The organism is Janthinobacterium darwini (genome assembly GCF_051380905.1).
In the GTDB taxonomy this organism is placed as follows: Bacteria; Pseudomonadota; Gammaproteobacteria; order Burkholderiales; family Burkholderiaceae_D; genus Janthinobacterium.
Genome location: NZ_JBNYXX010000001.1, coordinates 912,395 through 926,351, shown reverse-complemented (window position 1 = coordinate 926,351; position 13,957 = coordinate 912,395). Strand labels below are relative to the sequence as shown.

Annotated in this window: 13 protein-coding genes; 7 read left to right on the top strand and 6 right to left on the bottom strand. The window is 62.3% G+C overall.

The genetic code is table 11. From position 1 onward, the window contains the following. Nucleotides 1-115: 115 nt before the first annotated feature. Together radA and alr are read right to left on the bottom strand one after the other, a co-directional pair. On the bottom strand, nucleotides 116-1,492 hold the full coding sequence (gene radA, locus ACQ4WZ_RS04185; RefSeq protein ID WP_101482026.1) for a DNA repair protein RadA: 1,377 nt from the start codon (nucleotides 1,490-1,492) through the stop codon (nucleotides 116-118). Nucleotides 1,493-1,561: 69 nt separating this feature from the next. Continuing rightward, nucleotides 1,562-2,659, bottom strand: coding sequence for an alanine racemase (alr, locus tag ACQ4WZ_RS04180; protein ID WP_436572644.1), 1,098 nt, complete (start codon nucleotides 2,657-2,659; stop codon nucleotides 1,562-1,564). Between the two features lie 257 nt (nucleotides 2,660-2,916). On the opposite strand from alr, the gene lplT reads away from it, so the two are divergent. Further along, on the top strand, nucleotides 2,917-4,179 hold the full coding sequence (gene lplT / locus ACQ4WZ_RS04175) for a lysophospholipid transporter LplT (RefSeq protein WP_101482028.1): 1,263 nt from the start codon (nucleotides 2,917-2,919) through the stop codon (nucleotides 4,177-4,179). A gap of 87 nt (nucleotides 4,180-4,266) precedes the next feature. On the opposite strand, the gene ACQ4WZ_RS04170 is transcribed toward lplT, so the two are convergent. Genes ACQ4WZ_RS04170 through tsaB form a run of 4 tightly spaced genes read right to left on the bottom strand, consistent with a single transcriptional unit; the run spans nucleotide 4,267 to nucleotide 7,310 of the window. After that, nucleotides 4,267-5,220, bottom strand: a complete 954-nt coding sequence (locus ACQ4WZ_RS04170; protein WP_436572643.1) for a DUF1853 family protein — start codon at nucleotides 5,218-5,220, stop codon at nucleotides 4,267-4,269. Beyond that, nucleotides 5,207-6,094 (bottom strand): uracil-DNA glycosylase, encoded by an 888-nt coding sequence (locus ACQ4WZ_RS04165; protein WP_133990220.1) that lies wholly within the window; start codon nucleotides 6,092-6,094, stop codon nucleotides 5,207-5,209. Before ACQ4WZ_RS04165 ends, ACQ4WZ_RS04170 begins: the two co-directional genes overlap by 14 nt. After that, nucleotides 6,091-6,588: a ribosomal protein S18-alanine N-acetyltransferase gene (rimI, locus tag ACQ4WZ_RS04160; RefSeq protein ID WP_133990218.1), complete on the bottom strand. Its 498-nt coding sequence runs from the start codon at nucleotides 6,586-6,588 to the stop codon at nucleotides 6,091-6,093. The genes ACQ4WZ_RS04165 and rimI overlap by 4 nt, the downstream gene beginning before the upstream one ends. Next, a complete protein-coding gene (gene tsaB, locus ACQ4WZ_RS04155) occupies nucleotides 6,585-7,310 on the bottom strand; it encodes a tRNA (adenosine(37)-N6)-threonylcarbamoyltransferase complex dimerization subunit type 1 TsaB (protein ID WP_133990216.1) in 726 nt (241 codons plus the stop codon). The genes rimI and tsaB overlap by 4 nt, the downstream gene beginning before the upstream one ends. 244 nt (nucleotides 7,311-7,554) lie before the next feature. On the opposite strand from tsaB, the gene dapC reads away from it, so the two are divergent. The 6 genes from dapC (at nucleotide 7,555) to prmB (ending at nucleotide 13,912) form a co-directional block, all read left to right on the top strand. Continuing rightward, the gene (gene dapC / locus ACQ4WZ_RS04150) at nucleotides 7,555-8,787 is read left to right on the top strand and encodes a succinyldiaminopimelate transaminase (RefSeq protein WP_101482032.1); all 1,233 of its coding nucleotides are present in this window, start codon (nucleotides 7,555-7,557) and stop codon (nucleotides 8,785-8,787) included. 20 nt (nucleotides 8,788-8,807) lie between these two features. Beyond that, nucleotides 8,808-9,635: a 2,3,4,5-tetrahydropyridine-2,6-dicarboxylate N-succinyltransferase gene (dapD, locus tag ACQ4WZ_RS04145; protein WP_101482033.1), complete on the top strand. Its 828-nt coding sequence runs from the start codon at nucleotides 8,808-8,810 to the stop codon at nucleotides 9,633-9,635. 121 nt (nucleotides 9,636-9,756) lie between these two features. Next, on the top strand, nucleotides 9,757-11,304 hold the full coding sequence (locus tag ACQ4WZ_RS04140; protein ID WP_436572642.1) for an FAD-dependent oxidoreductase: 1,548 nt from the start codon (nucleotides 9,757-9,759) through the stop codon (nucleotides 11,302-11,304). 121 nt (nucleotides 11,305-11,425) lie between these two features. After that, nucleotides 11,426-11,782: an ArsC family reductase gene (locus ACQ4WZ_RS04135; RefSeq protein WP_436572641.1), complete on the top strand. Its 357-nt coding sequence runs from the start codon at nucleotides 11,426-11,428 to the stop codon at nucleotides 11,780-11,782. A 46-nt stretch (nucleotides 11,783-11,828) separates the two neighbouring features. After that, complete coding sequence (gene dapE / locus ACQ4WZ_RS04130; RefSeq protein WP_101482036.1) at nucleotides 11,829-12,965, top strand: succinyl-diaminopimelate desuccinylase; 1,137 nt, start codon at nucleotides 11,829-11,831, stop codon at nucleotides 12,963-12,965. Between the two features lie 56 nt (nucleotides 12,966-13,021). Further along, nucleotides 13,022-13,912 carry a 50S ribosomal protein L3 N(5)-glutamine methyltransferase gene (gene prmB, locus ACQ4WZ_RS04125; RefSeq protein ID WP_133990208.1) on the top strand — a complete coding sequence of 297 codons (891 nt, stop codon included), beginning with the start codon at nucleotides 13,022-13,024 and terminating at the stop codon, nucleotides 13,910-13,912. Nucleotides 13,913-13,957: the final 45 nt, after the last annotated feature.

Here is a 13,957-nt window from a genome sequence, read left to right as displayed (position 1 = left end):
AGCTATGCATTGCCGATGCGAACTCGCTGCGCGAATCCATCGGACAAATATTATAGTTCTAAACGGAAATTCTGTTTGACTTGTCTCAAGCTTGGCATTTAAACCATACCAACTTTTACTCCAGATCGCGCAACTTGTTGAATGCTTCGTCGATGCGCTCGACCCCGATGACCTTGAGCCCCTCAATGGCTTGCTTGGGCAAGTTGGACTTGGGCACCACGGCCAGTGTAAAGCCCAGCTTGGCGGCTTCACGCAAGCGTTCCTGGCCCCGTGGCGCGGGGCGGATTTCGCCGGCCAGCCCCACTTCGCCAAACACCACGAGTCCCCGCGGCAAGGGCTTGTTGCGCATCGACGAGTTAATCGCCAGCAACACGGCCAGGTCGGCCGCCGGCTCCGTGATCTTCACGCCGCCCACTGCGTTAATGAAAACGTCCTGGTCGAAGGCGGCGATGCCCGCGTGGCGGTGCGCCACGGCCAGCAGCATGGCCAGGCGGTTTTGCTCCAGGCCGACGGACAGGCGGCGCGCATTCGGCAGATGGCTGGTATCGACCAGGGCCTGGATTTCCACCAGCAGCGGGCGCGTGCCTTCCTGCGTCACCATCACGCAGGAACCGGGCACCTGGTTGTCGTGCTGCGACAGGAACAGGGCGGACGGGTTCGACACCCCCTTCAGCCCCTTTTCCGTCATGGCGAACACGCCCAGTTCATTCACAGCGCCAAAACGGTTCTTGATGGCGCGCACCAGGCGGAAGCTGGAATGGGCATCTCCCTCGAAATACAGCACCGTATCGACGATGTGTTCAAGCACGCGGGGACCGGCCAGTGCGCCCTCTTTCGTCACATGGCCCACCAAGATGATGGTCACGCCCGTCTGCTTGGCCGCCCGCGTCAGTTGGGCCGCGCACTCGCGCACTTGCGCCACGGAACCGGGCGCCGAGCTGAGCGCGTCCGAATACACGGTCTGGATCGAGTCGATCACCACCACTTCCGGCTTCAGGTCGTTCAAGGTGGACAGGATCTTTTCCAGCTGGATCTCCGCCTGCAATTTCAATTCCTTGGCGTCGATGACGAGGCGCTTGGCGCGCAGGGCGATCTGCGCACCAGATTCCTCGCCACTGACGTACAGCACGCGCTTGTGATGCGACATATTGGCCAGCGCCTGCAGCAGCAAGGTCGACTTGCCGATGCCGGGGTCGCCGCCGATCAGCACGACGCCGCCCGCCACCATGCCGCCGCCCAGCACGCGGTCGAATTCCTCGATGCCGGTGCCGAAGCGGGGCACGTCGATGGCGTCGATATCGTCGAGCGACAGCACGGGCGCCGTCTGCGCCAGCGACATGTGCTGCGGGTTCGAATAGCGGTTGTTGCCGCCCGTTTCGGGCAGGGTTTCCACCATGGTATTCCACTGGTTGCACGAGGTGCACTGCCCCATCCATTTATTGCTGATGGCGCCGCAATCGCTGCAGGTGTAGATGGTCTTGACTTTTGCCATGGTGTACTTTGCCCGGGTAAGGTGAAAATGCTGTTTATATATACAGTATATACAAACGGCGGGCCGCCGTCACTGTGTCGCTACGATCACGGGCACGCGCGGCGCCAGTGCGCACATCAGCTCGTAGCCGATAGTGCCGGCGGCCATGGCCACCTCGTCAATCGGCATGCCCTGGCCCCACAGGGTGACGGAACTACCGACCCGCGCACCGGGCACGCGCGTCAAATCAACCATCAGCATGTCCATCGAGACCCGGCCAATGAGCCCCGTGCGCACGCCGTCGACCAGCACGGGCGTGCCATCGGGCGCATGGCGCGGATAGCCATCCGCATAGCCGCAAGCCACCACGCCCACCTTGATATTGCCAGCCGCTTCGTAGCGGCTGCCATAGCCCACCACCTCGCCGGCGGCGATCTCCTGGATGCCGATGATGCTGCTGCGCAAGGTCATGGTGGGCAGCAAGCCGAACGCTTGCGCCGACGTGCCGCCGGGAGCGCCGCTGGGCGTGCCGCCATACAGCATGATGCCGGGGCGCACCCAGTCGCTGTCCAGATGGTGCAGCAGCAATCCGGCCGAATTGCACAGGCTGCGCGGCAAGGCCGTGCCGATGCTGGCCACCCCGGCCTCGAAGCGCAGCATCTGCTGGGCCAGCGGCAAGCGCGTGGGCGCCGCCGCGTCCGCATTGGCGAAATGCGTCATCAGGGTGATCGTGCCAACGTGCGGCATGGCGCGCAGGCGCGCATACGCGGCGGCGATGGCTTGCGGCGTAAAGCCCAGGCGGTTCATGCCCGTATTCATCTTCAGGTGCACATCGATGGCGCGCGGCAAGCGCGCCGCTGCCAGCATGGCGATCTGCTCTTCGCAATGCACGCTGCCATTCAAGCCATATTGCGCCATGACCGGCAAATCGCTGGCGTCGAAAAAGCCTTCCAGCAGCAAGATGGGCTTGGTCCAGCCCAGTTCGCGCAAGCGCTCGGCGTAATCGACCTCGACCAGCGCCAGGCCATCGGCGTCGGCAAAGCCCCGCATAGCTTGCTCCAGGCCATGGCCATAGGCATTCGCCTTGACGACGGCCCACACTTTGGCACCGCGGGCGCAGGCACGCGCGCGCGCCAGATTCTGTTGCATGGCATCGAGATGGATGGTGGCGATGAGGGGCCTGGGCATATGCGTCGTTCACGGCGGGTGGGAAAGCCGTATTTTAACGGATGGACCAGATGCGGGGCGGCAAGCCTGCCAGGCGGACGGGGGCGATGGCCGCCCACGACAGCATGTATAAAATGTTCACATGTGATGTATTTTTCTACGGCAGAAAAATTAAGCTTCCCTTAGGCAAGACTATGCGAGGCAGCCCCGGCCAAACTTGGGGTTTGCCGTTTTTTCGTGGTATAAAGCAAGCCAGATATGATTTCAGGCAATCCAGAATGAATCGTGGTTTTTATACCATCATGGCGGCGCAGTTCTTTTCCTCGCTGGCAGATAACGCCCTCTTTTTTGTCGCCGTCGATTTATTGGTGTCCATGAAATCCCCGGCCTGGATCACGCCGCTACTCAAATTGTCGTTCGTACTGTTTTACGTGCTGTTGGCCGCTTTTGTTGGCGCTTTCGCGGATGCATTGCCGAAAGGCAAGGTCATGTTCATCGCCAACATGGTCAAGATCTTCGGCTGCGCCCTCGTCTTCTTCCACGTACACCCGCTGCTGGCCTACGCCGTCGTCGGTTTTGGCGCGGCCGTGTATTCGCCCGCCAAGTACGGCATCCTGACGGAACTGCTGCCGCCGGAAAAGCTGGTGGCGGCGAATGGCTGGATCGAAGGCTTGACCGTCACCTCCATCATCCTGGGCACCGTCATGGGCGGCGCGCTCGTCAGCGGCCACGTGTCCGACATGCTGCTTTCCATCGACATCCCCCTGATCGATACGGGCATCAGCAACAAGACGGAAGCGGCCTTGTGCGTGGTAGTCGGCATCTACGTCATGGCGACCCTGGCCAACCTGAAGATTCCCGACACGGGCTGCGTGTATCCGCATCAGGAACGCAATCCTATCAAACTGATCACCGATTTTGCCAATTGCTATTCCATCCTGTGGAAAGACAAGCTGGGCCAGATTACCCTGGCCGTGACGACCCTGTTCTGGGGCGCTGGCGCCACCTTGCAACTGATCGTGCTGGAATGGGCCAAGCAGTCGCTGAACATGCCGTTCGACAAGGCGACCAGCCTGGTGGGCGTGGTCGCCATCGGTGTGGCCGCTGGGGCCGTGCTGTCGGCGCGCTTCATTCCCCTGCGCAAATCGCTGACTGTCATTCCGCTGGGCATCGCCATGGGCGTGATCGTCATGATGATGACGCAAGTGCACTCAGTGTGGATTGCCTACCCGCTGCTGATACTGATCGGCGCCCTGTCCGGCTTTTTCGTCGTGCCCATGAATGCCCTGCTGCAACACCGCGGCCACGTCCTGATGAGCGCAGGCCATTCCATCGCGGTGCAGAACTTCAATGAAAACCTGTCGATTCTCACCATGCTGGCCGTGTATTCGATCATGATCCGTTTGCACCTGCCGCTCAATATCATCATCACCCTGTTCGGCCTGTTCGTCGCCGGCACCATGTACATGATCATGCGCAGGCACAAGCTGAACCAGCTGGAACACGACAATCTGTCCTTGATTGGCGAGCAGAAACATTAATTCGGGGTCAGACGGAGACGCCGAGTCCCGTCGGGGGAATGCATCCCAATGGGATGCATTCTGATCGCGAAGCGACTGACCCCAACATTAGGCTGGCAGCACACCCGCCAGCCGCCGCACAGCAGCCTGCTCCGTCCAAGTATCGGGCACGACAAAACCACGCGTGCGCTCCACTTCCCAGCCGTCGACATGGTCCACCGTGGCTACCATCACCGCTTGCACCAACCCAAACAACTGCGCGCGCAAGGCATCGACGTCGAGCACTTCCACCTCGCGTCCCTTGAACGGCGCCAGCCATTGCAAGCGCGGCAGCACGATATAGCGCTGCTGCGGCAATTCTGTTGGCGTGCACCAGAAGCCGTGTCCATGTTCCTGGGAAATACCCTCCATGCCGGGCGTGGCGCCTGCCGCATAAAACAGCCAGCCCTTGACCAGCGCCTGCGCCGCCCGCACGGGCTGCGCCAGCAGGCTTTGCGCGGCCGGATGCCGTGACAAGGCCAGTTGCTTGTCGAGGATCTTGCGCATTTTCAATCCCAAGGTGTCGGCCAGGTTGGGACCGATCAAGTGGTTGAAGACACCGGCATCAGGCGCGCCTTCGAGCAGGTAGAACTTGGTGGCGAATTCCCAGTGCAACAACGCCTCACCATCCGCGCCATCACGCAACAGGAAATCGAACTCGCCCACTGTGTCATTGCGGTTCACTTGCACCTGCAAGCCATGCGCTTGCAATACACCATGTTGCTCAAAATAAAAGGCCAGCAGCTTTTCAGCATACAGGCCCAGGCGGGAATAGAATCGGGGACCGAGCGCCGCATCGAGCGGCGACGGGTCATCCTGCAGCGCCCCCAGCCAGGCGGTCACGGCAGGCGTGACCGGGTCCAGGCTGGCGATGCGCCCGCCCCAGTGGGGGCTGGCCGGGTCCAGCAAGTCGGGCGAATCGAGCAGCCAGGCCAGCGCCCGCACGCGGGGGTGCGTCAGATGCCCCCAGCGACGTTCGAAGCGGGCCTGAAAAGTGCCGATGGCTGGGTCAGCCGCCTGCATGCGTGCTTTTCGCCAGGCACAGGTCGGCCCAGGCACGCGCCTTGGCCTTGCCCGTCTCGTCCTGCAACAGCATTTCCGGGTGGAAGGTGGCAACAACGGAAGCATTTCCTAGCTGGCGCACCTTGCCACGCACGGGTTTTTCACCGGGATTGATACCGGCTGCGGCCATCGAACCCAGGGTGACGATGGTGCGCGGCTGCAGCAGGGCCAGTTCACGCTCGAAATACGGGCGGCAGGCGGCGGACTCCGATTCGGTGGGCAAGCGCTCCTGGCCCGCCTCGTCAAGCGGACGGCATTTCAGCAAATGGGTGATATACACATCACTGCCCGCATCGACTTCGATGGCTTTCAACATATTGTCGAGCAATTTACCCTGCTCGCCCGGCAAGGCGCGCCCTTCGCGTTCTTCCGCGCGCGACGGGCTGCTGGCCAGCATCAGCCAAGCGCCCTGACGGTCGCCACGCCCCATGACGACGCCCTTGCGCGTCTTGCACAAGTCGCAGCGCGCGCACTTGGCGACGGCGGCCGTCAAGCCATCCCAGTCGAGGGCGGCGATATCGGCATCATTCAGCTGTTTGGCGGGCGGCGGCGGGGGAGCATCGTCGAACCAGGCCGTGTCGTCGGGCATGGCGGCAGGTTCCGGTGTCACGGCAACGGCAACGGGCGCCTCGACCTTCACCTCGGCGACTACCTCGGCGACCACCTCAACCACTGCTTCCGCTTCTGCAGCTGCGGCCACAGGCTCCGCCACGCTGGCTTCCCTAGGCACAGGGGCCTCGACAACGGCCTCAGCGGGCTCGGGCGCGCTCCCCTGGCGCAAGCGCCACAGGGGACCAACGCCCATTTCATCGAGGAAAACGGCGCTGCGGCTCATAAGGTATAACGCATCACGATGGCGTCCTCACGTTGCGAGTTGCTGGCCGGATAGTATCCCTTGCGCCGGCCTATCTGTTCAAATCCATAGCGCTGGTAAATATCGAGCGCGCGCACGTTCGACGGACGCACTTCCAGCAGCATCGATTCCATGCCCAGCTGGCGCGCGCAGGCGCAGGACTGGTTCAGCAGAAAACGGCCCAGGCCCTGGCCCTGTATGGCGCCTTCGACGGCCACATTGAGCAAGTGCGCCTCATCGACGACCAGCATCAATAAAAAGTAGCCGAGCAAGGTGCCGTCCACGTCGCGCAACACCCAGGCCGGATAGCCGCTCTTGAGCGAATCGACGAAGTTACCGTGCGTCCAGGGATGCGGATACACGCGCTGTTCCAGCGCCAGCACTTCGGCCAAGTCCGTCTCGGCCATCGGTTGATAGTCGAGACGCAGCAAGTCCCAGCCTGCCGCGCTGTCCAGAACCTTGCCCGCCACGCTCATTGCACGGACTCCGCAGCGGCCTTGGCGGCCTGCATGTCCAGGCGCTCTGCGCTCGTGTAGGCGATCTTGTTGCGCAAATACAAAGGCTGCGCCTCGGCCGCCGTCACGAACTGACCGGCCGCAAAGGCGATGCGCGCCAGCTGGCCCACCTGCACGGCGTGCGGCATGATGGCGGCATCGGCCGTGGCGGCACATGGCAGCGCGGCCAAGGCGTCGGCATACGCGCCAAAACCGTTGCCACAGCCAACCACATCGCCTTGCGGCGCCACGCCGGCCGGCGCGCTCAGGGCCGGCGGCGACACGGCTTGCAAGCCATCCTGGTAATCGTATTGCGCCCAGTACACTTCGCCCATGCGGGCGTCGAGCACGGTCACGATGCGCTGCGCGCCATGCTGCTGGTGGCAGGCCAGCGCCATGGCGTCGAGTGTCACGACGGGCACGACGGGCAGACTGGCGCCGTAGGCCAGCCCTTGGGCGATGCCGCAGGCCGTGCGCACGCCCGTAAACGAGCCGGGGCCGGAGCCGTAGGCGATGGCATCGACGTCGGCCAGGGTCACGCCCGCTTCGGCCAGCAATTCCTGCACCATCGGCAAGATCGATTGGGAATGCGTGCGCACGCCCGACGAGGCACGGGACAGCACGACATCGCCGCGCAGCAGGGCGCATGAGGCGAGTTCGGACGAAGTTTCAATAGCAAGTAAGGTAGGAAGTAAGATAGGCATGGCGTATTTTACCTTGCCGCGCCATGGCGCGGCACTCCCCGCTACGCCATGCCTGGACCAGCCGGACAGCGATCAGGGCGATGCGGCTTGCACAGCAGGCCCGCGAGGACGGCTATAATGAAAGACGCAGCTTATTAATTGACCGTGACCGGCATCAAGTGTGCCGCGCCAAGCAATCGTTCAGCCATTACTAAGCAACATCGCTAAGCAACATCGTCTTTCCACTCTTGCCCTGGTCCGTTCCGTGAATCCACATCTTGCTAAACTGCAACCATATCCATTTGAAAAGCTGCGCCAGCTGTTTGCCGGCGTGACGGTCAACCCCGAGTATGCGCCCATCAGCCTGGGCATGGGCGAACCCAAGCACCCGACGCCAGCCTTCATCGAGCAGGCATTGGTCGACAATATCCACGGCCTGGCCAGCTATCCGACCACCATCGGTTCGGAAGCCTTGCGTACCGCCATCGCCGGCTGGCTGGAACGCCGCTATGGCATCCCCAAGCTCAATCCTGCCACGCAAATCCTGCCCGTGAACGGTTCGCGCGAAGCGCTGTTTGCGCTGGCGCAAACGGTGATCGATCCGTCGGCCGGTTCGCTGGTGATCAGCCCGAATCCGTTTTACCAGATCTATGAAGGCGCGGCTTACCTGGCCGGCGCCGAACCGTATTTCGTCAATTCCGATCCCACGCGCAATTTCGGCTGCGACTACGACGCTGTGCCGGCATCCGTGTGGGAAAAGGTCAAGCTGCTGTTCCTTTGTTCGCCAGGCAACCCGACGGGCGCCGTGCTCACCCTGACGGACTGGGAACACCTGTTTGCCCTGTCCGAGCGCTACGATTTCGTCATCGCCGCCGACGAGTGCTATTCCGAGATTTACCACGGCGACACGGCCCCGCTGGGGGCGCTGCAGGCGGCGCACATGCTGGGCCTGTCCACGATCGAACGCCCGTATGCTCGCCTGGTGGTGTTTTCCAGCCTGTCGAAGCGTTCGAACGTGCCGGGCATGCGCTCGGGCTTTGTCGCCGGCGACGCGGAAGTGCTGAAAAAATTCCTGCTCTACCGAACCTACCACGGCGGCGCCATGAGCCCCGCCGTGCAGGCGGCCTCCGTCGCGGCCTGGAACGACGAAACCCATGTCGAGGAAAATCGCGCCAAGTATCGTGCCAAGTTCGATGCCATCACGCCGCTGCTGCAATCGGTGATGGACGTGCAATTGCCGGACGCCGGCTTTTACCTGTGGGCCGACGTCAGCCGCACGGGACTGTCCGACACCGAATTCGCGCAACGCCTGTACGCCGAATATAATGTCACGGTACTGCCTGGCAGCTACCTGGCGCGCGACGCGCACGGCATCAATCCGGGCCGCAACCGCATCCGCATGGCCCTGGTGGCCGAAACGGCTGAAGGGCTGGAAGCGGCATTGCGCATAGTAAAATTCTGCCAGCAGCTTTCCGCATCCGCATCAACTCCGCATTAACCAATACATAAGACATCATCATGAGCCAACAACTGCAAAACATCATCGACCAGGCCTGGGAAAACCGTGCCGAGATCAATCCGGGCAACGGCACGGCCGAACTACGCGACGCCGTATCCCACGTCATCAATGGCCTGGACAACGGCAGCATCCGCGTAGCGGAAAAAACCACGGGCGACTGGGTTGTCAACCAGTGGGTCAAGAAAGCCGTGCTGCTGTCGTTCCGCCTGGAAAACAACGTCGTCATGCCATCCGATGGCACGATGCAGTTCTACGACAAGGTGCCGACCAAGTTCGCCAACTACACGCCGGAAGACTTCGCCAAGGGCGGTTTCCGCGTGGTGCCGCCAGCCGTCGCCCGCCGCGGCAGCTTCATCGCCAAGAACGTCGTGCTGATGCCGTCCTACGTCAACATCGGCGCCTACGTCGATGAAGGCGCCATGGTCGACACCTGGGCCACCGTCGGTTCCTGCGCCCAGATCGGCAAGAACGTCCACCTGTCCGGCGGCGTCGGCATCGGCGGCGTGCTGGAACCGATGCAAGCGAACCCGACCATCATCGAAGACAACTGCTTCATCGGCGCCCGCTCGGAAATCGTCGAAGGCGTGATCGTCGAAGAAAACTCGGTCATCTCGATGGGCGTCTACATCGGCCAGTCGACCAAGATCTACGACCGCGCCACGGGCGAAGTGACCTATGGCCGCGTGCCAGCCGGCTCCGTCGTGGTGTCGGGCAACCTGCCATCGGAAGACGGCAAGTACTCGCTGTACTGCGCCGTCATCGTCAAGCGCGTGGATGCAAAAACCCGCGCCAAGACCGGCATCAACGAACTCTTGCGTGGCATTTGATCGTTGCGCTGTGAAGCATAAGTAATACCTGAATGTCCCGCCCCGGCGGGACATTTTCATTTCCGACTAGCAACTTCAATCGTCCCGCAGCCTTACGCCATCCTGTCCTATACTGGATGGCATGAATACTCCTCCCGTATTGATCGTCGGCGCCGGTCCTACCGGCCTCATGCTTGCCCTGCGCCTGGCGCGCCATGGCGTCGATTGCCGCATCATCGATAAAAACAGCGGCCCCGGGCAAGCGTCGCGGGCCATGGCCGTGCATGCGCGCACGCTGGAGTTTTACCAGCAGCTGGGCTTTGCCGACGAGCTGGTCAGCCTGGGCATCAAGATCAATGCCATGCACATCCACGAAGGGGGAGAAGAACTGGTGAAACTGGCGCTGGGCGAGATCGGCGAAGGCCTGAGTCCCTACCCTTTCGTGCTGAGCCTGCCCCAGGACGAGCATGAGCGCTTTCTCATCAGCAAGCTGGCGGCGGCCGGCGTGCATGTGGAATGGAATGTGGCGCTGGACCTGTGGACGCAGGACGATAGCGAAGTGCAAGCCATCCTGCTCAAGGATGGCGAACGCCAATATTGCACGTTTGACTATATTTGCGGCTGCGATGGCGCCCGCAGCGCCGTGCGCGAGATCGCCGGCTTCGACTTTTCCGGCGGTACTTACGACCACCTGTATTACGTGGCCGATGCGCAAGTGGCCGGCAGCAATACGGATTTGCACGCCCACCTGGGCGCGAATTCTTTTGCGCTGATGTTGCCCGTGCGCACGAGCGGCATGCAGCGCCTGATCGGCATCCTGCCTGACCGCCCGGACGGCGCGCCGCCCCCCGTGTTTGACGATGTGCGCGAACAGGTGCAAGCCTTGCTGGGCATCCAGGTCGAACACGTGAACTGGTTTTCCACGTACAAGGTGCATCACCGGGTGGCGGCACAGTTTCGCGAACGGCGCTGCTTCATTCTCGGCGACGCGGCCCATTTGCACAGCCCCGTAGGCGGCCAGGGCATGAACACGGGCCTGGGCGACGCCGTCAACCTGGCCTGGAAACTGGCGCAGAAACTGCACGGACAAAGCAACGACGCCCTGCTCGACACCTATGAAAGCGAACGCATCGTGTTTGCCCGCAAGCTCGTCGCCACCACTGACCGTGCGTTCCAGGCCATCGTCGCGCAAGGCATGGCCGGGCAATTCCTGCGCCGCTGGCTGGTGCCCCATGCGCTGCCCTTCCTCTCGGGCTTCGGGCGGGCGCGCCGCTTGCTGTTCCAGACCGTGTCGCAAATCCAGATCAGCTATGAAGACAGCGCCCTTTCCGCGGGCCACGCGGAATACCTGCGCGGTGGCGACCGCCTGCCATGGTTCTCGGACGGCACGCAAGACAATTTCACGGCCTTGCGCAGCATGGATTGGCAATTGCACATCTATGGCGAAGCGGCGCCCGAGCTGCTCGGCGAAGCACGCGTGCTGAAGCTGCCCGTGCATTGCTACACCTATAACGTGGCCGCCAAGCTGGCCGGCCTGGGCCGCGACGCGGCCTACCTCGTGCGCCCCGACGGCCACATTGCGCTGGCCCTGCACTTGCAGGAGAGCGGCGCCCTGCGCGCCCTGGCCTTGCGCCTGGGCCTGCATTTCGGCCCGGCAGAGATGGGCAAGGCGGCGCCACGGCCGGTGTAGGGGAATCACGGGGCCGTGTTGCAGCGCCGCATCGACTGTATAATGGCGGCTACCATCGCATTTTTCCCTGGCGCAAGCGCCGCGATCAAGCGAACCGCATTCATTCCCCTTAGCCCTACCCATGACGACCATTACACTCTACGGTATCCCCAACTGCGATACCGTCAAAAAGGCCCGCACCTGGCTGGCCGCGCAACAACTCGATTTCACTTTCCACGACTTCAAGAAACTGGGCCTGGAACGCACCACCGTCGAAGCGTGGCTGCAGCAATTACCGTGGGATGTGCTGGTCAACAAAAAAGGCACGACCTGGCGCGCCCTGTCCGACGAGCGCAAGGCCGCCACCGTCGACGCGGCCAGCGCGTTGACCCTGATGCTGGAAAACCCGTCCATCATCAAGCGCCCCGTACTGGACAAGGATGGCCAGTTCAGCGTGGCGTTTTCCGATGCGCAGTACAAAACCATTTTCTCGCTGTAACCCTCTAGTTGACCACCGGAACGATGTTGCCGGCACCACCTTACTCATGACCACCTCCAAAACCCTCGCCCTGACCGAAAAACTGATCGCCCTGTCCTCGGTCACGCCCGATGATAAGGGCTGCCAGCAGCACCTGATCGACCTTCTCACGCCGCTGGGCTTTGTCTGCGAAACGATACAATCGAACGACGTCACCAACCTGTGGGCCCGCCGTGGCACGACCTCCCCCGTGTTCGTGTTTGCCGGCCATACGGACGTGGTGCCCACGGGGCCCGTCGAGCAATGGCGCTCGCAGCCCTTCATCCCCACCCATCGCGACGGCAAGCTGTACGGCCGTGGGGCGGCCGACATGAAGACCTCGATCGCCGCCATGGTGGTGGCCTGCGAGGAATTCATCGCCGCCACGCCCGGGCATACGGGTTCCATCGCTTTCCTGATCACCAGCGACGAGGAAGGCCCGGCCACGGACGGCACCGTCATCGTCTGCGACAAATTGAAGGAACGGGGCGAGCAGATCGACTATTGCCTGGTGGGCGAGCCAACGTCGAGCGCGCAGCTGGGCGACATGATCAAAAATGGCCGCCGCGGTTCCCTGTCGGGCCGCCTGACGATCAAGGGCGTGCAAGGCCATATCGCCTACCCGCACCTGGCGAAAAACCCGATTCATGAAGCGGCGCAGGCGCTGGCCGACCTGGTCGAAGAGAAATGGGACGCGGGCAACGAGTACTACCTGCCGACGTCGTGGCAAATGTCCAACATCAACGCGGGTACGGGCGCCAATAACGTGATTCCGGGCGACATGGTGATCGATTTCAATTTCCGCTTTTCTACGGCCAGCACGGCGGAAAACCTGCAGGAACGGGTGCACGCCATCCTCGACCAGCATGACTTGCAATACGATTTGCAGTGGACCCTGAGCGGCCTGCCCTTCCTCACGCCGCGCGGCACCTTGAGCGATGCGCTGTCCGCCGCCATCCTGGAAGAAACGGGCATCACGACGGAGCTGTCGACCACGGGCGGCACCTCGGATGGCCGGTTTATCGCGCAAATCTGCCCCCAAGTGATAGAATTCGGGCCGCCCAATGCCAGTATTCACAAGATCGACGAGCACATCGAACTGCGCCACATCGATCCCCTGAAGAATATTTACCGGCGCACGCTGGAGCATTTGCTGCCCGTCTGAACCAGAATACCGAGGCCCGTCACGGCGGGCCAGAACACCGTCTTTTCGAGAATGCCATGACCCCGAACCCGTTTTCCACGCCACGCGACCTGCTGCGCTACGCCGTTACCCGTTTTAATACCGCCAAGCTGTTTTTCGGCCACGGCAGCGCCGAAGCGTTCGACGAAGCGGCCTATCTGATCCTGCACACCTTGAAGTTGCCACTCGACAAGCTTGAACCGTTCCTGGACGCGAAGCTGCTGCCGTCGGAAATCGCCAGCGTGATGACGGTCATCGACCGCCGCAGCATCGATCGCGTGCCAGCCGCCTACATCACCAAGGAAGGCTGGCTGGGCACGTATAACTTCTACGTGGACGAGCGCGTGATCGTGCCACGCTCCTTCATCGCCGAGCTGATCCCCGAATACTTTTCGCCATGGGTGGCGGAACCGGAAGCGGTGGAAAACATCCTGGAACTGTGCACCGGCTCGGGCTGCCTGTCCATCATGATGGCCGACGCCTTCCCGAACGCCAGCGTGGACGCCGTGGACATTTCCGCCGACGCGTTGGCCGTGGCCAAGCGCAACGTCGACACGTATAAACTGCAAGACCGCGTCAAGCTGATCGAATCGGACCTGTATACCAACGTGCCGGCCAAGAAATACGACTTGATCATCAGCAACCCGCCGTACGTGAATTCCGCGTCGATGGGCGCCCTGCCCCAGGAATACCTGGCCGAACCGCAAATCGCCCTCGACGGCGGCAGCGACGGCATGGACCTGGTGCGCAAGATCATCGCCGGTGCGGCTGAACGCCTGACGGACGATGGCATCCTGATGATTGAAATTGGCAACGAACGCGCCTACGCGGAAGCGGCCTTCGGCGAGCTGGGCCTGACCTGGCTGACGACGAGCGCTGGTGACGACATGGTATTCCTGCTGACGGCAGAGCAGCTGAAGCTGGCCTAATTGACTACCGGGGTCAGACCCGCCGGGTCTGACCCCAGCCTCTAC